The sequence below is a fragment of the Microbacterium sp. CJ77 genome, from assembly GCF_002911615.1.
Classification (GTDB): Bacteria; Actinomycetota; Actinomycetes; order Actinomycetales; family Microbacteriaceae; genus Microbacterium.
The window spans coordinates 349627-371783 of record NZ_PQBR01000023.1; the positions used below are offsets into that span (position 1 = coordinate 349627).

At 69.3% G+C, this 22157-nt stretch carries 17 protein-coding genes and 1 pseudogene; 7 read left to right on the forward strand and 11 right to left on the reverse strand.

From position 1 onward, the window contains the following. Nucleotides 1-52 precede the first annotated feature (52 nt). Complete coding sequence (locus C2868_RS13545) at nucleotides 53-658, reverse strand: PadR family transcriptional regulator (protein WP_100812653.1); 606 nt, start codon at nucleotides 656-658, stop codon at nucleotides 53-55. Next, a complete protein-coding gene (locus C2868_RS13550) occupies nucleotides 655-1539 on the reverse strand; it encodes a DUF4097 family beta strand repeat-containing protein (protein WP_100812849.1) in 885 nt (294 codons plus the stop codon). Before C2868_RS13550 ends, C2868_RS13545 begins: the two co-directional genes overlap by 4 nt. A gap of 152 nt (nucleotides 1540-1691) precedes the next feature. Here C2868_RS13550 and C2868_RS13555 point away from each other — a divergent pair, with 152 nt between their 5' ends. Continuing rightward, on the forward strand, nucleotides 1692-2459 hold the full coding sequence (locus tag C2868_RS13555; protein WP_100812654.1) for a TipAS antibiotic-recognition domain-containing protein: 768 nt from the start codon (nucleotides 1692-1694) through the stop codon (nucleotides 2457-2459). A gap of 114 nt (nucleotides 2460-2573) precedes the next feature. On the opposite strand, the gene C2868_RS17500 is transcribed toward C2868_RS13555, so the two are convergent. Further along, nucleotides 2574-2738 (reverse strand): hypothetical protein, encoded by a 165-nt coding sequence (locus C2868_RS17500; protein ID WP_181003470.1) that lies wholly within the window; start codon nucleotides 2736-2738, stop codon nucleotides 2574-2576. A gap of 329 nt (nucleotides 2739-3067) precedes the next feature. Between C2868_RS17500 and C2868_RS13560 the strand changes: the two genes are divergently transcribed. After that, the gene (locus tag C2868_RS13560) at nucleotides 3068-4060 is read left to right on the forward strand and encodes a DNA topoisomerase IB (protein ID WP_100812655.1); all 993 of its coding nucleotides are present in this window, start codon (nucleotides 3068-3070) and stop codon (nucleotides 4058-4060) included. Nucleotides 4061-4158: 98 nt separating this feature from the next. Continuing rightward, entirely contained in the window at nucleotides 4159-7407 is a 3249-nt protein-coding gene (locus C2868_RS13565; protein ID WP_100812656.1) for an efflux RND transporter permease subunit, read from the forward strand. Between the two features lie 187 nt (nucleotides 7408-7594). Here C2868_RS13565 and C2868_RS17790 read toward each other — a convergent pair. Together C2868_RS17790 and C2868_RS13575 are read right to left on the reverse strand one after the other, a co-directional pair. Continuing rightward, nucleotides 7595-8626, reverse strand: a pseudogene (locus tag C2868_RS17790) (DUF998 domain-containing protein); the annotation flags it as partial. Between the two features lie 50 nt (nucleotides 8627-8676). Beyond that, on the reverse strand, nucleotides 8677-9618 hold the full coding sequence (locus tag C2868_RS13575; RefSeq protein ID WP_308455400.1) for an aldose 1-epimerase family protein: 942 nt from the start codon (nucleotides 9616-9618) through the stop codon (nucleotides 8677-8679). 350 nt (nucleotides 9619-9968) lie between these two features. Between C2868_RS13575 and C2868_RS13580 the strand changes: the two genes are divergently transcribed. Together C2868_RS13580 and C2868_RS13585 are read left to right on the forward strand one after the other, a co-directional pair. Further along, nucleotides 9969-12092: a DEAD/DEAH box helicase gene (locus C2868_RS13580; RefSeq protein ID WP_100812658.1), complete on the forward strand. Its 2124-nt coding sequence runs from the start codon at nucleotides 9969-9971 to the stop codon at nucleotides 12090-12092. A 151-nt stretch (nucleotides 12093-12243) separates the two neighbouring features. Further along, nucleotides 12244-13086: a UbiA family prenyltransferase gene (locus tag C2868_RS13585; protein ID WP_100812659.1), complete on the forward strand. Its 843-nt coding sequence runs from the start codon at nucleotides 12244-12246 to the stop codon at nucleotides 13084-13086. Between the two features lie 13 nt (nucleotides 13087-13099). On the opposite strand, the gene C2868_RS13590 is transcribed toward C2868_RS13585, so the two are convergent. From C2868_RS13590 to C2868_RS13600, 3 genes are read right to left on the reverse strand one after another with little or no spacing between them, the layout of a single operon-like run. Further along, nucleotides 13100-14272 (reverse strand): NAD(P)/FAD-dependent oxidoreductase, encoded by a 1173-nt coding sequence (locus C2868_RS13590; protein WP_100812660.1) that lies wholly within the window; start codon nucleotides 14270-14272, stop codon nucleotides 13100-13102. Continuing rightward, the gene (locus tag C2868_RS13595) at nucleotides 14269-15003 is read right to left on the reverse strand and encodes a methyltransferase domain-containing protein (RefSeq protein ID WP_103663494.1); all 735 of its coding nucleotides are present in this window, start codon (nucleotides 15001-15003) and stop codon (nucleotides 14269-14271) included. Before C2868_RS13595 ends, C2868_RS13590 begins: the two co-directional genes overlap by 4 nt. Beyond that, on the reverse strand, nucleotides 15000-16154 hold the full coding sequence (locus tag C2868_RS13600; RefSeq protein WP_103663495.1) for a type III polyketide synthase: 1155 nt from the start codon (nucleotides 16152-16154) through the stop codon (nucleotides 15000-15002). Before C2868_RS13600 ends, C2868_RS13595 begins: the two co-directional genes overlap by 4 nt. 138 nt (nucleotides 16155-16292) lie before the next feature. Here C2868_RS13600 and C2868_RS13605 point away from each other — a divergent pair, with 138 nt between their 5' ends. Continuing rightward, nucleotides 16293-16673 (forward strand): VOC family protein, encoded by a 381-nt coding sequence (locus C2868_RS13605; protein WP_100812662.1) that lies wholly within the window; start codon nucleotides 16293-16295, stop codon nucleotides 16671-16673. Between the two features lie 3 nt (nucleotides 16674-16676). On the opposite strand, the gene C2868_RS13610 is transcribed toward C2868_RS13605, so the two are convergent. After that, nucleotides 16677-18044: a glucose-6-phosphate dehydrogenase gene (locus C2868_RS13610; protein WP_100812663.1), complete on the reverse strand. Its 1368-nt coding sequence runs from the start codon at nucleotides 18042-18044 to the stop codon at nucleotides 16677-16679. 55 nt (nucleotides 18045-18099) lie between these two features. On the opposite strand from C2868_RS13610, the gene C2868_RS13615 reads away from it, so the two are divergent. Next, nucleotides 18100-19968, forward strand: a complete 1869-nt coding sequence (locus C2868_RS13615; protein WP_100812664.1) for a glycoside hydrolase family 15 protein — start codon at nucleotides 18100-18102, stop codon at nucleotides 19966-19968. Between the two features lie 122 nt (nucleotides 19969-20090). Here C2868_RS13615 and C2868_RS13620 read toward each other — a convergent pair whose 3' ends face one another. After that, nucleotides 20091-21203 carry an ABC transporter permease gene (locus C2868_RS13620; RefSeq protein ID WP_232711377.1) on the reverse strand — a complete coding sequence of 371 codons (1113 nt, stop codon included), beginning with the start codon at nucleotides 21201-21203 and terminating at the stop codon, nucleotides 20091-20093. Then, nucleotides 21200-22084, reverse strand: coding sequence for an ABC transporter ATP-binding protein (locus C2868_RS13625; protein WP_100812665.1), 885 nt, complete (start codon nucleotides 22082-22084; stop codon nucleotides 21200-21202). The genes C2868_RS13620 and C2868_RS13625 overlap by 4 nt, the downstream gene beginning before the upstream one ends. Between the last annotated feature and the right edge of the window lie 73 nt (nucleotides 22085-22157).

Consider the following 22157-nt stretch of genomic DNA (forward strand, 5'->3'; position numbering starts at 1 on the left):
GTCAATTCGGCCGCCCCGTCACTCGTTCCTGTTCTGCGTCAGTTGGCGTCGATCACCGCAGCGCGGACCGCAGCTCGCGCATGGCGTTCTCGACGTTCGTCGCGAGATCGTCGACGACGGATGTCTCGAGCACGCCGCCGCGTGCCACGTGCGTGCGCAACTCGGCGCGGAGGCGACCGCGGAAGTCGTTCACGATCGCATCGGCGCGGTGCAGCTCTTCGCGGCTGCGGGTTCGCGGGTCTTCCGAACGCGGGGTCGCGGTGTCCGCCTTGAGTTCTTCGCGAGCCGATGCCGCGAGGTCCGCGCGAAGGCTCTTCATCGCCTCGCGTACGCTCCCGCGCACCTCGTCCGCGATGAGGCGGACGGAGTCGGCGAGGCCTGCCTCGATGCCCTCGAGGTCGCCCGCGCGGGATGCCACCTCGGCGCGTCCGGCCGGCGTGATCTCGTAGATCGTCTTGCGACCGTCGATGCTCTTGGTCACGAGCCCCTCCTCTTCGAGCTTCGCGAGCCGCGGATAGATCGTGCCCGCGCTCGGGGTGTAGGTGCCGCCGGTGCGGTCCGAGAGTGCCTGAATGATGTCGTAGCCATGCCGAGGTGCCTCGTCGAGGAGGTTGAGCAGGTAGAGGCGCAGGTCGCCGTGGGAGAAGACGGGACTCATAGCGCGTCCTGGGAACCGTGGTCGGATTCGTTCTGGTCTGCGCTGCCGGCGTCGGTGACGGGTGCGGCGTCCATCGGGGGCCGCCGTAGAACGGTGACGTCGCCGGACACCGTGTTGGTGCGGATGTCGGCGAAGGTCCCGCTGAGTTCGCCGGTCGAACCGGTGAAGTTGGTGGGACCGGACCCCGACCGCACGACGCCGTCCACCTGTACGCGTCCGCTGACGCTCCGCGCGACGTAGTTGGCGGCCAATGCCTGGTCGAGCCGAACGGTCGCGTTGCCGTTGACCGTGTTGAGGCTGATCTGGTTGACGGCGCCCGTCGTGTCCAGCATGACGCTGCCCGAAACGGTGTCCACGGTGGCCTTGCGCAGACTGCCGGTGGCCGCGACGTCGCCCGACACGCTGTTCGCGCTGAGGGCACCGACGAGTCGGTGTGCCTGCACGTCGCCCGAGACGGCGTTGACCTGCAGGTCGCCGGTGAGCCCGTCGACGATGATGTCGCCCGAGACCGTGTTCAGCCGGACGTCGTTCTCGAGGCCCGCCACGAGCGCGCTCGCGGAGACGACGCCGAGATTCAGGGCGATGTTGCGTGGTACGGCGACGCTGATCTCGGCCTTGGGCCCGCCGGTCCCGAAGTTGCGGAAGACCTCGAGGAAGTTGTCCCACCGCAGCTGCGGGTGATCGATCTCGATGGTGTCGCCCGTCGCTTCGATACGCAGATCCTTGATCGTGACGGCGTGGACCTCGATGCGGATTCCGGGCTCGTCGTGGGCGATGACGTCGATCTGGCCACCCACCAGGCCTACCTTCAGCTTGCGGACGGACTCGATGTCGATCACGCGCGATTCGCCCGGGTGGACGATCCACTTTTCCAATGTCATGGCACGCTCCTTGAGATTCGAAGACACGATATATCGTGAGTACAGAATAACACGATATATCGTGAGTACAAGGGTGTCGTCGGGAGAAGACGAACCGGTTTGACATTGACGCAGCGTCAACGCCTAGCGTGGCTTCTCGAAGGGGGAGCGACATGGAATGGACGATCCAGGAGGTGGCGCGGAGCGCCGGGACGACGAGCCGTGCACTGCGTCACTACGACGCGATCGGGCTGCTGCATCCGATCCGCGCCGCATCCGGTGGACAGCGGATCTACGACAGTGCCGGCCTCTTGCGCCTGCAACGGATCCTTCTGCTGCGCGGCCTGGGAGTCGGTCTGTCGCGCATCGCCCGCATCCTCGACGAGACGGCGGCCGCCGACGAAGCAGATGCCCTCGCCGAGCACGCTGCGGCCCTGCGCGAAGAGCGCGAGCGGCTGACGCGACAGATCACGGCCGTCGAGAAGACGATCGCGGCATTGAGAGGGGGTGAAGAATTGATGATGGACACGATGTTCGATGGATTCGACCACACCGCGTACCGCGACGAGGTCGAGACCCGTTGGGGAGCGGAGGCCTATTCCCGCAACGACGCCTGGTGGCGCGGCATGTCGGCCGACGACAGGTCAGCGTGGCAACAGCGCGCCGCGGACCTCGCGCGTGACTGGATCCGTGCCGCCGAAAGCGGCGTCGCGGCAGACTCTCCGATCGCCCTGGGTATGGCCCGTCGTCACGTCGAGTGGCTCGCGGGCATGCCGGGGACGCCGTCGGGTGCCGACATGCGTGCGTACGTCACGGGTCTCGCCGACATGTACGTCGCCGATCCGCGGTTCGGCGCAAACTACGCCACGGCGGACGGAGGAACGGCGGGAGCGGAGTTCGTTCGCGACGCGCTGCACACTTACGTGGGGCGCGAGCTGTAGCCGCAAGAGCGGATCCCGAAAAGACGGATGCCGCGGTCCAGCACGATAGCTGGACCGCGGCATCCGCGGCGGAAGGCCTACGCGCGCACCCGAAACGCGCGCGGCCGGACATCTCTAGACCTTGCTTCGACCCGTGATGAGGCGGAGCAGGAACATGATCAAGGCGATCACGGCGAGCACGATGGCGACCCAGATCAGCCAGTTGGCTGCAGACCAGATGCCGCCGGTGATGGCCAGCACGACCGCGATGATGATGATGATGAGGGCTGCGAGGTTCATGGTGAGGCTCCTTTGTGTTTCGTCCGCTCGGTCGTGCGCCGGGCTCATGCCTCGGCGGACGCACGCGGACGGTGTGCGGGTGGCACTGACAGCAGACGCTATGCGGGTCCCGGAGAGCGTGCGAGGGGGTTGACGGGCCTGCACGGACGGTGCTAATCGCGACGCGGGCACAGTGATACGTGCGACGAGCATGTGCGCGTGGGGTCCGCGCATGGCTGTCCCGGGTCGAGTCCGGATGCCGGGTGTCAAGTCCTCCCTCGAGGGGCGCCGAAGGCGCTAGGTTTCGACGGGATCGCACGTCGCGGTCGGGGACGGGGGAGTGCGGGGCGATGACGGCTGCACGAGCAGGGAGTTCTGGCGCACGCCGCCTCGTCCGGGTCCGCCCCCTCGAAGACCCCGGTCTGCGACGCATCCGGTCCGGATCCGGATTCCGATACGCCGACCACCGCGGCAAGCCGGCATCTGCACGTGACGTCGCACGCATCGAAGCTCTGGTGATCCCGCCCGCGTGGCGGGACGTCTGGATCGCCCGTGAGGCTCGGGGACACATCCAGGCCGTCGGCACGGACGATGCGGGTCGACGACAGTACCTGTATCACTCCGCATGGAGCTCCACGCGCGACCGCGGCAAGTTCGCGCGGGCGTTGCAGCTAGCCGAGGTGATCCCCCGGGCTCGAGCGCGAGTCACGACGGCCTTGCGCCGAGAGCAGCTCGACCGCGAGCGGGTGCTCGGCGCGGCGTTCCGGTTGCTCGATCAGGCTGCGCCCCGCGTCGGGTCCGCCCGCTACCTGAAAGCGAACGGCAGCCGGGGCCTGACCACGCTGATCCGCAGGGATGCGACGGTCGAGGGAACCGTGGTCACCCTCTCGTTCCCCGCCAAGAGCGGCAAGCGGGCGCTGATCGACGTCGACGATGCGGATCTCGCCCTCGTCATCACGCAGCTCGTCGCCGGTCGACCGCGTTCGCCCCTGCTCGCGTACGAGCGGGGCCGACGGCGTGTCGCGCTCACGTCGCGTGACGTCAATGCGCACGTGCGCGCGCTCACCGGCGGATCGTTCACGGCGAAGGATTTCCGGACGCTCCGTGGCACGATCCTCGCCGCGGAAGCGCTGGCGCGCATCGGGCCCGTTGCGACGAAGTCCGACCGCAAGCGGGCCGAGCAGCTGGCCGTTCGGGCCACGGCGGAGTCGTTGGGGAACACCCCCGCCGTGGCGCGCGGGAGCTACATCGATCCCCGCGTGTTCCGCGCCTACGAGAGGGGCCGGCTCCTGGATCTGAACGTGGCCGCCGAGACGGCCATTCGCGAGCTGCTCACGGGGTAGGAGGGCGCCGACGGATGCGATACTGATCAGGATACGTTCGCGTATCGTTCCCCGGACTCCGGCTCGGTGTCCGCGCCGTCTCACATCGAAGGCCGACCGTGTCGAATCTCGCCATTCTGAGCCTGAAGAACCGCGCGCTCATCGCCCTCATCACGATCGTGGCGGCTGTGTTCGGCGGGCTCGCGCTGACCAGCCTGAAGCAGGAGCTGATCCCGTCGATCGAGTTCCCGCAGCTCGCCATCGTCACGGCCTACCCGGGTGCCTCACCGGAAGTCGTGAACACGGATGTCTCGACGCCGATCGAGACGGCCATTCAGGGCATCGCGGGGCTCGAGTCGACGGTCGCGACGAGCACCACGAACGCGTCCATCATCTCGGCGTCGTTCACCTATGGCACGAACCTCGCGACGGCCGAGCAGAAGATCACCCAGGCGATCAACCGCATCGACGCTCAGCTGCCCGAGTCCGTCGAGCCGAACGTGATCTCCGCGAGCTTCGACGACTTCCCCGTCATCCAGCTCGCCGTCACCGGCTTCGATGACGCGCTGTCGATCCAGGCGCAGCTCGAGAAGAGCGTGATCCCGGATCTCGAGGATGTCGACGGCGTGAACGCCGCGCAGATCGTCGGGGGCATCGGTCAGAGGATCACCATCACGCCGGACAGGGCGTCGCTGGCGGCCGCCGGGTTCAGCCAGCAGGCCATCCGGGACGCCCTCGATCAGAACGGCGTGTTGTTTCCCGGCGGTCAGATAACCGAGGCCGACCAGTCGCTCACGGTGCAGACCGGTGCCAAGATCACGACCGTCGATGAACTCGCTGCACTGCCGCTCGTGCCGACGAGCGCCGATCAGTTCGGACCCGAGACGGTGACGATCGGGGATGTCGCCACCGTCGTGGAGGACACGGACCCGGTCACGTCGATCTCTCGCGTCGATGGAGAGCCGGCTCTGACGATCGCCATCACGAAGCTGCCCGCTGCCAACACCGTCGACGTGTCGCGCGGCGTGCTCGCGCTCCTGCCGGAGCTCGAGCGGAGCCTGGGAGGACCGACGTTCACGGTCGTGTTCGACCAGGCCCCGTACATCCAGCAGTCGATCGAGTCGCTCGCACAGGAGGGCCTGCTCGGGCTCGTCTTCGCGGTGCTCGTCATCCTGCTGTTCCTGCTGTCGGTGCGTTCGACGCTCGTCACGGCGATCTCGATTCCGACCAGCGTTCTCATCACGTTCATCGGGATCCAGGCGTTCGGGTACTCCCTCAACATCCTCACCCTGGGTGCGCTGACGATCGCGATCGGGCGGGTGGTCGATGACGCGATCGTCGTGATCGAGAACATCAAGCGCCATTACGTGGGCGACGCGGACAAGACCGCATCCATCCTGCTGGCCGTGCGTGAGGTCGCCGCGGCCATCACCGCGTCTACGCTCACGAGCGTCGCCGTCTTCCTGCCGATCGTCTTCGTCGGCGACGTCACCGGCGAGCTCTTCCGGCCGTTCGCGCTCACCGTCACGATCGCGATGCTCGCCTCGCTCTTCGTGGCGCTGACGATCGTGCCCGTGCTGGCCTACTGGTTCCTCCGCCCGGGCAAGCCGCTGGTCGACGCCGACGGTGCTGCCGTCGACCCCGAGTCACCGAGGGCACCGCACACGCGCCTGCAGAAGTCGTACCTGCCGATCCTCACCTGGACCCTCAAGCACTCGTGGATCACGCTGGCGCTGGCGCTCGTCGTGCTCGGCGGCACGGCCGCGGCGGCGCCGTTCATGAAGACGAACTTCCTCGGCGACTCCGGACAGAACACCTTCACCGTGACGCAGAATCTCGGCCCTGCGGCAAGCCTCGAAAGCGAGGACGCCGCCGCGGTGCGGGTGGAAGAGGTGCTCCTGGGCATCGATGGCATCGAGACCGTCCAGGTCTCGATCGGATCGAGCGGTTCGGCGCTTCGTGACGCATTCTCGGGCGGCGGCGCGGGTATCACCTACTCGATCACGACCGACTCGGACGCGGATCAGGTCGCGTTGCGTGAGCGTGTTCAGACGACGCTGGCCGATCTCGACGGTGCCGGCGAGATCGCGGTAGGCGGGTCCGGAGGAGGCTTCGGGTCGAGCGACATCGAGGTCGACGTGAGTGCCCCCGACCGCGCGACGCTCGAGCAGGCGACGGCGGACGTCGCTGACGCACTCGGTGGGCGCGACGGCATCGGTCAGGTGACCAGCAATCTGTCCGCATCGCTGCCGTACATCGCGGTCGTCGTCGATCGTGAAGCCGCTGCCGCCCGTGGCCTGTCCGAGGTCGCGGTGGGTGCGCTCGTCTCGGGCGCGATGCAGCCCCAGGCGATCGGGTCCATCGAGATCGATGACACGGCCCTGACCGTCTACCTCGCGGCATCCGTATCTCCCGCCAGCCTCGATGAGCTACGGGCGCTCGAGGTGCCGACGGCGACCGGCCCCGTTCGGCTGGACCAGATCGCCACCGTCGACGAGACGGACGGACCGACCTCGATCACGACCCAGCGCGGGCAGCGAACCGCGACGATCACCGTCACGCCCTCGACGGACAACCTGAACGCCGCCTCGGCGTCGGTCACCGAGGCCCTGGCGGACATCGACCTGCCGGTGGGTGCCGACGCCGAGGTGGGTGGGGTCGTATCGCAGCAGCAGGACGCCTTCACCCAGCTCGGCATCGCGCTGCTGGCCGCGATCCTGATCGTCTACATCATCATGGTCGCGACGTTCAAGTCGCTACGGCAGCCCCTGCTGCTGCTGGTATCTGTGCCATTCGCCGCCACGGGAGCTATCCTGCTGCAGATCGTGACCGGTGTTCCTCTCGGGGTCGCGTCGCTGATCGGCGTTCTGATGCTGATCGGCATCGTCGTGACGAACGCCATCGTGCTCGTCGATCTGGTCAATCAGTACCGCGAGAAGGGGCTGAGCGCATACGAGGCCACGATGGCGGGGTCCGCGCGACGGCTGCGCCCCATCCTGATGACAGCCCTGGCGACGATCTTCGCGCTCCTGCCGCTGGCGCTCGGCATCACGGGCCACGGAGGATTCATCTCGCAGCCGCTGGCGATCGTCGTCATCGGCGGGCTGGTCTCATCGACGGTGCTGACCCTGGTCGTGCTGCCGACGCTCTACAACCTGGTCGAGGGTGCTAGTGAGCGGCGAGACGCTCGCCGGGGCGGCGCCGCATCGTCTGATTCAGGGCCGCACGAGCCGGACCCCCGCGGAACGGACGGCGGACAGTCGACGCGCGAGACGGCCGAAGCGGGCTCACCGCTGCTCGGCGGGTATCCGGCGGCAGCGCCCGTGCAGCAGACCCGTCGGGTGCGCCGCGGCGAACACGACGGCTGACGAGGACGGGGCGGCGCGGGCGGCCCGTCGCGACGTCGCGGCGCGGGACGGATGCCGACACCGGCGCGGGAGTCGATACCTCAGCGGGCGGAAGCGCGATCGGCGAGTGCCGCGTCTCGACGCAGGTCGCGAAGACGGCGATCCAGCCGAACATCAGGCCGAAGGCGACGATCTCGAAGGCGGCGAGGTTGATCACGCCGAAGATGAAGACGGTCGCGCCCACCACGAGAATTGCCGCGATGGCGCCGGTTGCGCGCGTGAGGCGCGGGGGGAGGCCACGCAACAACCACGGCGTGAGGATGAGCAGTGCCGCGAACGACAGGGTCATTCCCGTGGCCGCGCGGTCGTGCAGGAACTGCTGCTGGTTCACCGGGATGAACCCCACCATCGCCATGTGAAAGCCCACGCACGCGACCAGGATCGCGAAGACGCGCGGTGCGCGGACGCTCCGCAGCCGTTCCTGGCGTCGGGCGTTGATCAGAACGCGACGGACACGGAACGAGAATGCGACGATCAGGGTGCCGGTCGCGATGAGTGTGCCGTTGAACATGTAGCCCGAGAAGGCGTGGAATGTTCCCAGCTGGCTGAAGTGCAGCTGCCACCAGTCCGGGTCGGGCGTCGTCAGGATCGACGTGAGCGACCCGAGGACCGTCAAGGACATGAGCATCCCGACCGCGTGGATCGTCTCGTTGCGCGACGCCGCCAGCGTGGCGACCAGCGAAACGATCGCGATGCTCACCCCCGCTGCGACCGTCGCCTGCAGCGCGGTGACGTGAGCGCCGCCCGTGAGGTTGTTCAACAGGATGAAGGCGAGGGCGACCAGCAGTCCCGATATGAGCGCCTGCGCCAGGCCCGCCGAAACCGCGTCGATCCGGTGGCTCCAGTGGCCGTCGTGCTGGCCCCGTGCGATCGATACCTCGGTGCGCCGCGTGTACGCGCGATACGCCAGGACCCCGCCCGTCGCGGCGGCCGCGAAGGCGGCAAGCATGCCCACCGACCAGTGGCCCCAGAGGGGTACGGTGGGGTCGCCAGGGGTCGCACCGAGCGTGAGCACCGTGGCGCCCACCGCGAGGATTGATGCGCGGAGGGCGCGCCAAGCGCGCAAGTTGGACGGGGCGATGTTGACGGAGGGTGTGACGAGACCGGGGGGTGTCACGTCCAGACCTTTCGGGGGGTGTCGGGATGCGTGGCTATTGCGAGGAGTATAGCGGGCTATCATTTCCGCCAGCGGCCATTTAGCCCCCTGGAGACCCGTACATGAGAGTTATCTCATGTACGGGTCAGTTCAATCCCCCAACTCAGCGACCAGGATTCGGCGTAGGCGAGCCATTTCAGGCCTCGTCCGGAGTTGAAAGCATCCGCGGGCGCGGTCATCGGCTCGATTGCCACCGCGAGCGACTGGCCCGGATAGCGGTCCGTGGTGAAGACCTGAGCGAAGTCGAACCCCGGCCCCTGCCACAGGACGAGCGATCGACCATCCGGAGCCGTCAGTGAGTGACGGATGAGTCCGTCGTCATCGCGGGCGAGTCCCGAATACGCGGTGTCGAGGGTGACGTCGCCGAGCCGTCGGCCCTCGCGCAGGTCGTTGCCCGGGCCCACCGGTTCTTCACCCGTCGGCACGAGCTGCTTGTCCACGACGAATCGATGGGTACCGGACGAGCGCAGGACGAGGTCGCGCGTAGGAACGCCGCCGATCATCAGGTAGGGGTGGGTTCCGACGGCGACCGGCGCGGCATCCTTCCCGACGTTCACGATCTCGTGCGTGACGGTGACACCTGTCTCGGCCAGTGCATACGTCACGCGGGTCGACAGGTGGAAGGGGTATCCCGTCTGCGGGTAGACATCGGCCTGGAGCGTCACCCGGTCCGCCTCGACCTCGATGGCCTGATAGGCGGCGAAGCGCAACAGGCCATGGGAGGCATTGTTGAGCGCGGGCTCCGTGATCGCGAGTCGGCGGGGCTTGCCGTCCTGCATCCAGGCGCCGTCACGAATCCGGTTCGGCCACGGCACGAGCACGACACCGGATGCCGCCGGAGAGGGTGCATCGGGCGGGTAGGGCGGAACGAGGTCGACGCCGCCCACCGTGAGACCCCGAAGCGCGGCACCGACCTGCGTGATGTGCGCGCCGACGCCGGTGTGCGCGTTGCGAAGGACGAACTGCGCTCCCGTGGGTCCCGTTCGCACGTCGCGTGCCTCTGAGGTGAATGTCACGGGTGGAGCCTCCTTCAGTCGACCGCGACCGGCCGAACATTCCCATGCTATTCAACCGTCGGCGCGCTCCCCGTCGCGTCGTACCCGGCTTCGTCCCAGCTCCGGACTGCCCCCGTGCGGTAGTGTTGTGCGGTCGGCTCTGGACACCGCGCGCTTGTGCGGATGGGTTTGTGAGTCCAAGGGGCCGATGGTGGGGGCGAATCCGCCCCGGCGACCATCACGTTGAATGGCCCCCGGCCGACGAGAGTCCGGGTAACTCCGACCGCGATCAGACGCAGATCTGACCGGCGCACTCTGGTGCGATCAGTGGAGTGCTGTTCTCACATGAGACAACCCAGAAGGACACCACCATGCCCAAGAACAAGAAGCCGGCCGGCGGCCGACCCGCCAAGAACTTCGAACCGCGTCGCGGCGAGAAGACCCCCTATCAGGACCGCAAGCGTCAGGGCGCGGCAACCGAAGCCCGCACGCAGAAGCCGGGAAGCCGCAGCGCTGGTCACCGTGGCTTCCGTGGTTCGTCTGAAGAGTCGGGCGCGCCCAAGGCCCGCTGGACCTCGGCGCAGCGCGCGGGTCGTGAAGAAGCCCGCGGCATCCGCACCCACGCGCAGGGCGACCGCCCGGCTCGTTCGTTCGAGGAGCGTCCGGCCCGTTCGTTCGACAACCGTCCCCTGCGCGATGGTGCGGAGCGTCCCGCGCGTCGTGAGTACGACAACGACCGGCCCGCCCGCCCCTACGGTGAGCGTCCGGCCCGTTCGTTCGACAACCGTCCCCCGCGCGATGGTGCGGAGCGTCCCACGCGTCGTGAGTACAACAACGACCGGCCGGCGCGCACCTACGGTGAGCGGCCCGCGCGTTCGTTCGATGAGCGCCCGGCACGGTCATTCGACGACCGCCCGAAGCGTTCGTTCGAGGGCCGTCCCCCGCGCGGTCGTGACGAGCGTCCCGCCCGTTCGTTCGACGAGCGTCCCGCGCGCTCGTACGACAACCGACCGTCGCGCGACGGCGCGGAGCGTCCCGCGCGTCGTGAGTACAACAACGATCGCCCGGCTCGGACGTATGGCGAGCGTCCCGCGCGGTCGTTCGACGACCGCCCCAAGCGTTCGTTCGACGACCGCCCGAAGCGCGAATACAACAGCGATCGCCCCCGTCGCGATGACCGCAACGGTGCACCCGCGGGCCGTTCCGACTGGTCGAAGAAGCCCGAGCGCACCGCATCGCACGAGCAGCACGTCGACGTCGTGCACGAGCGGCTGCAGGCCGAAGCCATCCAGGCGACGGATGTCGACGGCGTGAGCTTCGGCGATCTGGGACTGGGCGACAACATCGTCCGCGCCCTCGCCGATCTCGGTGCCGCCGCACCGTTCGCGATCCAGGCCGCGACCATCCCCGAGATCATCGCGGGCCGCGACATGCTCGCCCGCGGTCGCACGGGCTCGGGCAAGACGATCGCCTTCGGCGCTCCGATGGTCGAGAACGTGCTCCGCGGCCAGGCCGGCCAGCGACGCGAGTTCGGTCGCAAGCCGAAGGCGCTCATCCTCGCCCCGACCCGCGAACTCGCTCTGCAGATCGACCGCACGATCCAGCCGATCGCCCGCAGCGTCGGGCTCTTCACGACCCAGATCTACGGCGGCGTGCCCCAGGCGCGTCAGGTCGGTGCGCTCAAGAAGGGCGTCGACATCATCATCGGTACCCCCGGACGCATCGAAGATCTCATCAACCAGGGCCGCCTCGACCTGAGCGAGGTCCAGGTCGCGATCATCGACGAGGCCGACCACATGTGCGAGCTCGGGTTTCTCGAGCCCGTGCAGCGCATCCTGCGGGAGACATCCGACGGCTCGCAGAAGCTGCTCTTCTCGGCGACGCTGGACCGCGAGGTCTCGGCGCTCGTCGACGAGTTCCTCGTCGAGCCGGCCGTGCACGAGGTCGCCGGTGAAGACCAGGCCTCCAGCACGATCGAGCACCGCGTGCTCGTGATCGACCACCGCAACAAGGCCGAGATCCTCAGCCGCTTGGTCGACCGCGACGGCAAGACCCTGGTCTTCGCCCGCACCCGCGCGTTCGCCGAGATGCTCGCCGAGCAGTTCGCCGACGAGGGCATCCCGGCCGTCGCTCTGCACGGCGACCTCAACCAGCAGAAGCGCACGCGCAACCTCGAGCGTCTGACGTCGGGACGGGTCAACGTGCTCGTCGCGACGGATGTCGCGGCACGCGGCATCCACGTCGACGACATCGACCTGATCATCCAGGCCGACGCTCCCGACGAGTACAAGACGTACCTGCACCGCTCGGGCCGTACCGGTCGCGCGGGCAAGCAGGGGCGCGTCGTCACGCTGATCACGCGCCAGCGTCGTCGCAAGATGACCGAGATGCTCGAGCGCGCCGAGATCGTCGCACCGTTCCAGGACGCGGCGCCCGGCGACGACGTGATCGACGAGCTCGCGGGTGGTCTGACCGCGGCCGAGTTGACCGCGTAACGAGCACACATCCGAAAGGGCGCCCCGGGTCATTCGGGGCGCCCTTTCGCGTCGGGTTCGTCGCGTGGGGTTCGGGGTTGCGTCACTGAGCTCGTCGAGGCGACCGGTTGTGCCCGGTCTGCCCCGGCGAGGTACGGATAGGGTTGCGGGCATGCGCGCCGCCCTCGCCCTCTGGCGCTCGACCCACCCCGGTCCGACGCTCGTCGTCACCGCTCTCTCGCTCGGTCTCGGCATCGCGGCGGGCCTGGATGCCTGGCGCGTCGCCGTGCTCGTGATCGCGGTGTTCTCCGGGCAGCTCTCCATCGGCCTGTCGAACGACGCGATCGACAGCGACCGGGATCGCCGCGTCGGACGCAGCGACAAGCCGATCGCGCGCGGCGATGTGTCGCTTCGCGCGGCCTGGGTCGCGGCTCTCGGGTCACTGGTGATCGCGCTCGTCCTCACGGGATGGCTCGGGCTCGGGGCGCTCGCGGCCCACGCCATCGTGCTGGCCTCGGCCTGGGCTTACAACGCCGGGCTGAAGTCCACGGCGATCTCGATCGTCCCGTTCCTCGTGAGCTTCGGGCTCTTCCCCTCGGTCGCCACCCTCTCAGCCCCGGAGCCCGCTCTGGCCGCTTGGTGGTCCACGCTCGCGGGCGCGATCCTGGGCGCCGCCGTGCACCTCACGAACGTGCTGCCCGACCTGGACGACGATCGAGTGACCGGGATTCGGGGGTTTCCCCATCGGACCGGGGCGCGGTGGTCGGCCGTGCTCGCGGCGCTCGGGATCATCGTCGGAGCGGTCGCGGTCGTGTGGGGTTCGGCGAACGGCGACGTCCAGCGCGTGGGCCCCCTGTCGTGGGTGTTCGCCGCGGTCGTCATGGTTGCCGCCATTGCGACGATCGTGCTGGCCGTGACCCGCACCCCGGGTCGCGTCCTGTTCCGGCTCGTGATGTTCGCCGCCCTCGTGCTGGCGCTCCAGCTCGTGCTGTCGGGTGGCGGGCTGACGGGCTGAGGCGCTCGAGTATTCAGGACCGAGTCCGCGAGGCGGGGTCGAAGCCCATCGCGTATGCCCGCGTCAGCATGTTGCCGGTGATCCCGCGGAGCGCCAGGCCGACAGCCGCCCGGCGTGCTCGGGTCGTTGCGCGGCCCCCCGCCCGGCCCAGCGCGGTGTTCGCCGCGGCGATGCGACCCGACAGAACAGCCGCCGCCAGCCGACGACGTTCCCACCCTGCGAGTTCCCGTTCGGGCGCGACGCCGTCCCTCACCCACAGCGCGAGCAGGGGAGCGAGGGTGGCCGCGTCGATCAGGCCGAGATTCATGCCCTGACCCCCGATGGGGCTGACCTCGTGCGCGGCGTCGCCGATCGCGAAGACCGCGCCGCCGCGCATCGCGGGAACGAGCGAACGGCGAACCCCGAATGCCGTCGCCGCCCGGATGCCATCGGCCCCGGATGCGGTCCCCATCCGTCGTTCCACGATGGCGCGCAGACGGTCTGTCGCGGCGTCCCCCTCCTCGACACCGCCTTCCTCGACCCAGGCGACATACCGGCGCATCCCGTCCGGCAGAGGGAACGACTCGAGTACGCCGTCGGGCTCGAGTCGCACGACGGCGGAGTCGCCGTCGCGACTCGTGTCGGGAGCATCCGTCATCAGGTACCGATCGGGGTAGGTCTTCGTGCGCACGGCCGCGGTGAGCGGGCTGATCGTGCGTCCCCGCGATCCCGTGGCGACGACGACGATCCGTGATCGTTCGACCGTCGCTCGCCCGGCGCGGTCGACGATCTCCACCTCGACGGCAGGCCCCCGTTGAGAGACGCGTTGCGCTGTCAGCCCGCGGCGGACGGCGGGTGCGTCCCAGGCGTCCGCGGTCGCGGCGAGCGCGGCCTCGGTTGCGTGCTGGGGGAGCGTGGCGACATACGGATGCCTCGAGTGCAGCCGATCGAAGTGGACCGTGCCGAGGCGTCGTCCCTGCGCCAACGCAACGCCGGTGCGAACCCGTCGAGCGGCGGCGAGCAGTCGATCCGTTGCGCCCGACTGCTCGAGCGCCGTCAATGCCGCGGAGTGCACGCCGACGGCCCGGGTCCCCGCAGATCGGTCCGCGCGTCCCTCGATGACGGTCGCCTCGACGCCGAGGCGCGCGAGTTCGGCGGTGAGCATCACGCCGACCGGCCCGGCACCGACGATGAGCACGTCGTTCATGCCGCGAGGTTTCGGACGGCGAGGAGGCGGAAGGGCGCCGGGCGCTCGACGAGCCACCCCTCCGGTACCAGCCCGGCGAGCTCGGTCGGCGTCCAGCTGCGGCGGATCGAGCGGAGGCCGTCGGTTCGCAGAAGGGTGCCCGGTGCCAGCGGGGTGATGCCGACGGCGTAGGCGGCGTAGGCCAGGCGCGAGCGGGCGATATCGGAGTGCAGGGCGAGGCGGGTGGCGAGGCGCGCCGAGTCCTCGAGCACCGTACGCAGTTCGGCGGGCGTGAGGTGGTGCATGACGTGGCTCGACAGGGTCACGTCGAAGCGTTCGCCCGAATCTGCCAGCCGAGTGCTGTCGGTCAGCCGGTACTCGATGCGAGGCACGGGTCGCGCGGCGCGCGCGACGGCGAGGCTCCGCTCGTCCGGATCGATTCCGACACCGGTCACGTCGAAGCCGTCCGCCCTCGCGCGTGCGACGAGTCCACGCAGCACATCGCCCCCACCGCATCCGATGTCCAGCAGACGCACGGGACCCGGTGCCGTGGCCAGCGCTGGTCTGACGCGCGTCCGGTACACGGTGCCCCAGGCGGCGATCAGTCGGTTGACGAGGGTGAAGCGCTCGAGGGTCGCGCGCAGCCGATCGGGGTCGCAGTCGGGGTCGTCCATGAGCTCGCGCAGGTTCTCGGCGCGTTCGTTCAGGGTCGGACGCCCCCGGCCGGTGGTCACCCGGGCCATCCGGGTCATCCCGCGGTGATCGGCTCGGGGCGGAGTCCGGCGATCTCGTCGGCGTTCACGACCGTCGGCACACGGGCCGTGAGGAGCGCCGACTCGACGGTCAGTCCCGGGCCGAACGCGACCCCGATCGCCCGCGAACCGTCCACCAGGTCCGGTTCCTCGAGCATCCGCGCGAGGATGAAGAGCACGGTCGCCGACGACATGTTGCCGTATCGCCGCAGAACGTCGCGCGAGAGCTCGAGGGCGTCGCCCGGCAGATCCAGTGCGGTCTCGAAGCGATCCAGGATGCTCCGGCCTCCGGGATGCACGAGCCACCGGTCGACCCGCCCGTCGCGCGCGAGGACGGGCGCGAGCGCATCGCGCACCTCGCGCCCCACGATGCGGGGGACCTCGGCCGTCAGGGTCATCTCGAACCCGTGGTCGCCGATGATCCAGCGCATGTCGTCCTCGCCCTCGCTCGTCAGCGCGGTCGCGAATCCCTCGAGCGCGAGGCTCGGCGCATCGGTCGATGCCCGGGCCGTCACGACGGCCGCGGCGGCGCCATCCGCGAAGACCGCTGAGGCGACGATCTGCTCGGGATCCGACGACGCGCGCAGGTGGATGCTGCAGATCTCGCCGCACACGACCAGGACGACGGCGTGCGGGTCGGCGGCGCAGATGCGCGCGGCCTGCCGGAGGGCCGGGAACGCGGCCGCGCAGCCCACGAAGCCCAGGTGGTCGCGCTCGACCGTGGTGACTAGCCCGAGATCGCGGACCAGGCGATAGTCGGGTCCCGGCGCGAAGAACCCCGTGCACGAGGCCGTCACGACGTGTGTGATGGCGGATGCCTCGACATCCGCTCGCGCCAGCGCTTCACGCGCAGCCCGGGCGAAGAGCGGCGGCGCTTCACGGCGGTACACGTCGTTGCGCGTACCCGTCAGGGGTGAGCGCACTTCGCGGCTCTCGCCGTCGATGAAGTCGGACGATCCTGCCTGCTGGCTGCCGAGCTCGCTCAGCACCGTGTGCCGGGTGTCGATCGCGGATTGGTCGAACGCCGCGCCGATCAAGCGCGCGGTCAATCTGTCGACACCGGGCTGCGCCAGGAACAGGTCGCGCACCACGGACTGGGGCAGGACGGTGGTCGGCACAGCGGTGCCGATGCCGAGGATGTGGGCGGGCATGTCTCAGAGTAACCAGCGCGGGCGCGCCCGGGGCCGGGGGTTGACAGCCGAGTCGGGTGGGTTCGATCCGGTGCGACCGGGTCTGGACATCCGCGCCACTCGGGAGCACCCTGGTGCGCACGGACACGAGGAGGACGCATGTTCACGAACGAGCACGCATTCGGCGGATTCTCGGTGGATGACATCGACGCCGCGCGGCACTTCTACGCCGACATCCTGGGCATGACGGTCGAGGACGACCCCATGGGATTCCTGCGGCTGCGGCTCGGGTCGGGAGCCGACATCCTGATCTACGGGAAGCAGGGGCATGAGCCCGCGAGCTTCACGATCCTGAACTTCCCCGTCGACGATGTCGAGGCGGCGGTCGACGACCTCAACGCGCGAGGGGTCGCGACGAAGATCTACACCGACCCCGATTACGGCACCGACGAAAAGGGCATCTCGCGAGGAATGGGGCCCGATATCGCGTGGTTCCGCGACCCCGCCGGCAATGTCCTCTCGGTGCTCGAGGGCGACTGACGGTCAGTCCAGGCTCGCCCAGCCCGCGGGGCCGCTCGACCCCGCGGCGTACTCGTCGAGGGGGACCGAGCCGCTCCGCCAGGCATCGATCGCGGGTTGCACGATGCGCCAGCACTGCTCGGCGGCATCTGCGCGCACCGAGAGCGTCGCGTCGCCGTCCAGGATGCCCGACAGCACCTCGCCGTACGCCCTCAGGGCGCCGTCGCCCAGGTCCGCCGTGAGCACGGTCTTCTCCATCCGGAACGGATCATCGGCCCCGTTGACATTGAGTTCGAGGGACATCCGGTCGGGCCCGAGCGTGAAGCGCAGCACGGAGCCCTCGGCGTCGCCGGTGAAGCCCTGGGGCAGATGCCGGACGGGGCGGAACCGCAAGACGATCTCCGCATCGCGAGCGGCCAGGGCCTTGCCCGACCGGAGCGTGAACGGCACACCTTGCCAGCGCGCGTTGCGCACCTCGCAGGTCAGCTCGGCCAGCGTCTCGGTGTTGCGCGCGGGGTCGACCCCGACCTCGTCGACGTACGAGGGCACCGGCGTGCCATTGCTCGTCCCCGCCGTGTAGACGGCGCGTCGTGCCGCGTGCGCCGGATCGTCGTTCCAGAGCACCGTCGCCCGAAGTGCCGCGGACGTCGCGTCACGCAGGTCGACCTCGTCGAGGGTCGCGGGTGGCTCCATCGCCACGAACGCGAGCACCTGCAGCAGGTGACTCTGGATCATGTCCGTCAGCGCCCCCGCGTGGTCGTAGTACCCCGCCCGACCCTCGAGCGCGAGGGATTCGTCGTAGCGGATCACGACGGACTCGATGTTCTCGGCCGACCAGACGGGCTCGAGGACCCGGTTCGCGAACCGGACTCCGAGCAGGTTCAGAACGGTCGACCGACCGAGGAAGTGATCGACGCGGAAGATCTGCTGCTCGGGTACGAGCCCGAGCGCGGTGGCGTTGAGGGCCCGTGCGCTCTCTTCGTCGACCCCGAACGGCTTCTCGAGCGCGAGGATCGTCCCCTCGGGCAGCTCGACGTCGGTCAGTGCCTCGCACGCCCGCGCGGCGACCGCCGGGGGGACGGCGAAGTAGAGCGCCAACCGTCCGGGAGTCGATGCGACGAGTGTGCGCAGGTCGTCGGCGTTCGTGATGTCCGCTCGGGTGTAACTCGTCGACGCGATGACATCGTTCGCGGCATCCGCGCCACCGGCCGCGAAGGATGCGCGCACGACGTCGCGCCAGTGGTCGTCGCTCCAGTCATCCATGCCCGCGCCGCGCAGGTGCACGCGCCGCCAGCTCTCGCGGGTGAGGAGCTCGCCGAGAGCCGGGAGCAGCAGGCGCGAGGTGAGGTCGCCCGAGGCGCCCAGGATCAGGAGCGTGGTCTCGACCGTCATGCGCCCACACTATCCGCGCGGATGATCGGGAGATCTCCCAGTCCCCCCTGACACCATGGGGACGGTGACCTCCCCCATCGCGGACTACGCCATGCTCAGCGACACGCGCACCGCGGCCCTCGTCTCTCGGGAGGGCAGTATCGACTGGCTCTGCCTGCCGCGTTACGACTCAGCATCGATCTTCGGCGCCCTGCTCGGTGATCAGCGGCACGGATGCTGGGGCCTCCGCCCCACGGATCCATCGGCCGTCCCCACGCGACGCTACGACGGCGACACGTTCGTGCTGGTGACGCGCTGGGAGAGCGCGACCGGTGTCGCGGAGGTCTGGGACTTCATGCCGCACGGAGATGGACTTTCCGAGCACGGCGTAGCGGTCGTCCGCCGCGTCGTCGGGGTGAGCGGGACCATGGAGTTCACGCAGCGCCTCACCCTGCGCTTCGACTACGCGCGGGCGGTGCCGTGGGTCCGTCAGGTCGGCGACGATGACGCCCCCGCACTCCTCGCCGTCGCCGGCCCCGATGCGGTCATCCTTCGGGGCGCCCGCCTCGCGCCGACGGACCATGAGCACCGCGGCACACTGGCGGTCGGCGCGAGCGAGCGGGTCGACCTGACACTCTCGTGGTTCCCCTCCTACCTGGATGCACCCGCCGCAATCGACGTCGATCGGGCGCTCGCCGCGACGACCGCGTGGTGGCAGGACTGGGCAGCTCGCATCGATCACGCCGGTCCGCACCACGACGACGTCGTCCGCTCGCTGCTGGTGCTGCGCGCCCTGTCTCACCACGACACCGGCGGCATCGTCGCAGCCGCCACCACGTCGCTGCCCGAGGATTTCGCGGGAACCCGCAACTGGGACTACCGCTACGTCTGGTTGCGGGATGCGGCGCTCACGCTCGAGGCGCTCATCGGGCATGGTTTTCTCGGAGTCGCCGACCGGTGGCGCGCGTGGCTCATCCGCGCCATCGCGGGGGATCCCGCGGAACTCCAGATCATGTACGGGCTCGGCGGCGAGCGTGATCTGTTCGAGCGCGAGCTCGACAGCCTCCCGGGGTACGGCGGCGCGGCACCCGTGCGCATCGGCAACGGCGCGGCACATCAGTTTCAGGCCGACGTCATCGGCGAGGTCATGGTCGCCCTCGACGAGGCGCGCAAGGCGGGTCTGCCCGAGTCCGAAGCATCGTGGCCGATGCAGCGCGCGTTGCTCGCATACGTCGAGGCGAATATGGACCGCGTCGACAACGGCATCTGGGAGATCCGCGCAGACCCGCACATGTTCACACACTCCCGCGTCATGATCTGGGCGGCGCTCGACCGGGGCATCCGTGCCGTACGGGAAGGCGGACTGGACGGGCCGGCCGATCACTGGGAGCGCCTGCGCGACCGGATGCGGCGCGAGATCGACGAGCGGGGCGTGGACCCCGACGGCGGGTTCTTCGTGCAGTTCTACGGCACGAGCGAGGTGGATGCCTCGCTGCTCCTTCTCCCGCAGGTCGGGTACTGCGCGGCCGATGACCCGCGCATGTTGGCGACCGTCGCCCAGATGGAGCGCACGCTGATGCCCGACGGACTCCTGCTGCGATACCGCACCGAGACCGGGGTCGACGGGCTGGAGGGCGACGAGCATCCGTTCCTCGCCTGCTCGTTCTGGCTCGTCCAGCAATACGCCGCTTCGGGGCGAGGTGCTGATGCCGCTCGCCTGATGGACCGCTTGTGTGCCCTGGCCAACGATGTCGGTCTTCTGTCGGAGGAGTACGACGTCGGCGGTCGTCGTCAGGCAGGCAACACACCGCAGGCCCTGTCGCACCTGGCGCTGGTCGGTGCCGCCGACGCACTGGTCGGCCACTACGGTCGCGCGGTCGCGTCGGCGCTCAAGCACCCGTCGTCGACCACCGCGCCCGTCGAGGGCGATTCTCGGGTGTCCTGACGGCGCCGATTCACACGCCGCCGAGTCACACGCCGCCGATTCACACGATGGCGCGCGTTCGCGGCATCCGCTCCACCCATCGATGGCGCGGATGCCGCGAACAGCAGCCGATATGCGACTCGTCAGCCGCGCAGCGCCTCGACGAGCTTGACGCGCCCGCCCATGCGCAACAGCGAGTTCTCGTAGATCTTCGCGCCGACGAAGATCGCGGCGACGCAGGTCGCGATCAGGATCACGAGGGACAGCAGAGGTTCCCACCACTGCGCGTCGCCGAGAAACAGGCGCAGGGGCATGCCGACCGGAGCGGAGAACGGCACGTACGACATGATGCCGACCACCAGCGGGTTGTCGTTGAAGAAGATCACCAGGAAGTACGGCGCCATGATCAGCATCGTCAGCGGGGTCGTGGTCGAACCGATGTCCTCCTGACGCGACACCATCGCGGCTGCGGCGGCGAACAGCGACGCGAGCAGGATGAAGCCGAAGAAGAAGAACACCGCGAACCACGCGATGGGTCCGCCCAGGCCCTGCAGCAGCGCCGTCTGCCCCGTCACCGTCAGGCCCACCACCGCGATCGCCGCGAGTCCGAGTATCTGCGCCATCGCGAGGACCGTGTTGCCGATGACCTTTCCGGCGAGCAGCGCGCGGGTCGGGACGGCCGAGATCAGGATCTCGACGACGCGGGTCTGCTTCTCCTCCACGACGCTCTGAGCGATGGTCCCGCCGAACAGCGATGCGGCCAGCAGGAACACCACGCCGAACCCGATGGCGACGAGGTAGCGCAGAGCCCCGCCCGTCTCGTCCGGGTTGAGCAGCTCGACCGTGGGTGTCTGTGCCAGCATGAGCAGCAGGGTCGTCGGGGGGGACGAATCCGCGATGAGCGCGATGCCCACGGGTGACGACGCGTCACCGACGATCGCCGCGTCGACGGAACCGTCGCGGACGAGCGTTTCGGCGGCCGCGCGATCGGGCGTGTTGGTGATGTCGAGACCCTCGATGCCCTGCACCTGCGAGGACGCGTCCGGCGTCACCGCGACCGGGATGCCCGAGGCATCGCGCGCCGTGAATCCGCCCCAGATCACGCCGGCGAGCGCGACGGCGAACAGGATCGCCGTCGAGATCAGGAAGGCCTTCGAGCGGAGCTTCGATCCGATCTCGCGCTCGGCGACCAGCCAGACGCTCTGCGCGGTCGAGGGCGATTGACGAGAGGCGGACGACGTGATGGGCGTGCTCACTGGATGACCTCCTTGAAGATCTGGGCGAGGGTCGGATGCTGTGGCGCGAAGCTCGTCACGTCGCCGCGCTCGACGGCCCGGCGCAGAACCGCCTGCGCGGTCTCTTCGGTGTCCGTGTCGAACAGGGCGTAGCCGCCGTCGAACTCGAGCACGGTCACGCCGGGCACGTCGCGCACCCAACCCGCGTCGACCGCCGAGACGAGCTCGAAACGCTGGGCCGAGTGCTGGGCGCGGAGCGCGTCGCGGCTGCCCGCGGCGCGGATCGTGCCGTTCGCGATGATGACGAGGTCGTCGCAGAGCCGCTCGACGACATCGAGCTGGTGGGATGAGAAGAGCACGGCGGCGCCCTCGGCGGCCCGTGCCTGAAGAACGCCGGCGACGACGTCGACGGCGAGCGGGTCCAGGCCCGAGAACGGCTCGTCGAGGATCAGCACCTCGGGGTCGTGCACCAGCGCTGCGGCGATCTGTGCGCGCTGCTGGTTGCCCAGCGAGAGCGTCTCGACGTTGTCGCCGAGGCGCTCGCCGAGACCGAGCTGCTCGAGCAGGCCCTGGGCGCGCGTCGTGGCCTCGGCCTTCGAGTAGCCGTGCAGGCGCGCCAGATAGACGATGTGCTCGAGCACCTTCATCTTCGGGTAGAGCCCGCGCTCTTCGGGCATGTAGCCGAACCGGCGCCGGTCGGACGACGACACGGCCGCACCGTCGAGCTCGACCTGGCCGCCGTCCTTGCCGAGGACGCCCAGGATGATGCGCATCGTCGTCGTCTTGCCGGCGCCGTTGCCACCGACGAAGCCCGTCAGGCGCCCGGGCGAGACGTCGAACGAGACATCGTCGAGCACGCGACGCCCCCCGTAACTCTTCGTGATACCGGTCAATCGCAGCATCCGTCGTCCTTTCCGTGGGTGTGACTCCACGTTACGGATGCACGCTCGATGGGGCCTCCCCCCGCCGGGGGGT

Coding starts and splice junctions, on each gene's coding strand:
- C2868_RS13545 (WP_100812653.1), bottom strand. CDS start 658: ATGAGTCCCGTCTTCTCCCACGGCGACCTGCGCCTCTACCTGCTCAAC.
- C2868_RS13550 (WP_100812849.1), bottom strand. CDS start 1,539: ATGACATTGGAAAAGTGGATCGTCCACCCGGGCGAATCGCGCGTGATC.
- C2868_RS13555 (WP_100812654.1), top strand. CDS start 1,692: ATGGAATGGACGATCCAGGAGGTGGCGCGGAGCGCCGGGACGACGAGC.
- C2868_RS17500 (WP_181003470.1), bottom strand. CDS start 2,738: ATGAACCTCGCAGCCCTCATCATCATCATCATCGCGGTCGTGCTGGCC.
- C2868_RS13560 (WP_100812655.1), top strand. CDS start 3,068: ATGACGGCTGCACGAGCAGGGAGTTCTGGCGCACGCCGCCTCGTCCGG.
- C2868_RS13580 (WP_100812658.1), top strand. CDS start 9,969: ATGCCCAAGAACAAGAAGCCGGCCGGCGGCCGACCCGCCAAGAACTTC.
- C2868_RS13585 (WP_100812659.1), top strand. CDS start 12,244: ATGCGCGCCGCCCTCGCCCTCTGGCGCTCGACCCACCCCGGTCCGACG.
- C2868_RS13590 (WP_100812660.1), bottom strand. CDS start 14,272: ATGAACGACGTGCTCATCGTCGGTGCCGGGCCGGTCGGCGTGATGCTC.
- C2868_RS13595 (WP_103663494.1), bottom strand. CDS start 15,003: ATGACCCGGATGGCCCGGGTGACCACCGGCCGGGGGCGTCCGACCCTG.
- C2868_RS13600 (WP_103663495.1), bottom strand. CDS start 16,154: ATGCCCGCCCACATCCTCGGCATCGGCACCGCTGTGCCGACCACCGTC.
- C2868_RS13605 (WP_100812662.1), top strand. CDS start 16,293: ATGTTCACGAACGAGCACGCATTCGGCGGATTCTCGGTGGATGACATC.
- C2868_RS13610 (WP_100812663.1), bottom strand. CDS start 18,044: ATGACGGTCGAGACCACGCTCCTGATCCTGGGCGCCTCGGGCGACCTC.
- C2868_RS13615 (WP_100812664.1), top strand. CDS start 18,100: ATGGGGACGGTGACCTCCCCCATCGCGGACTACGCCATGCTCAGCGAC.
- C2868_RS13625 (WP_100812665.1), bottom strand. CDS start 22,084: ATGCTGCGATTGACCGGTATCACGAAGAGTTACGGGGGGCGTCGCGTG.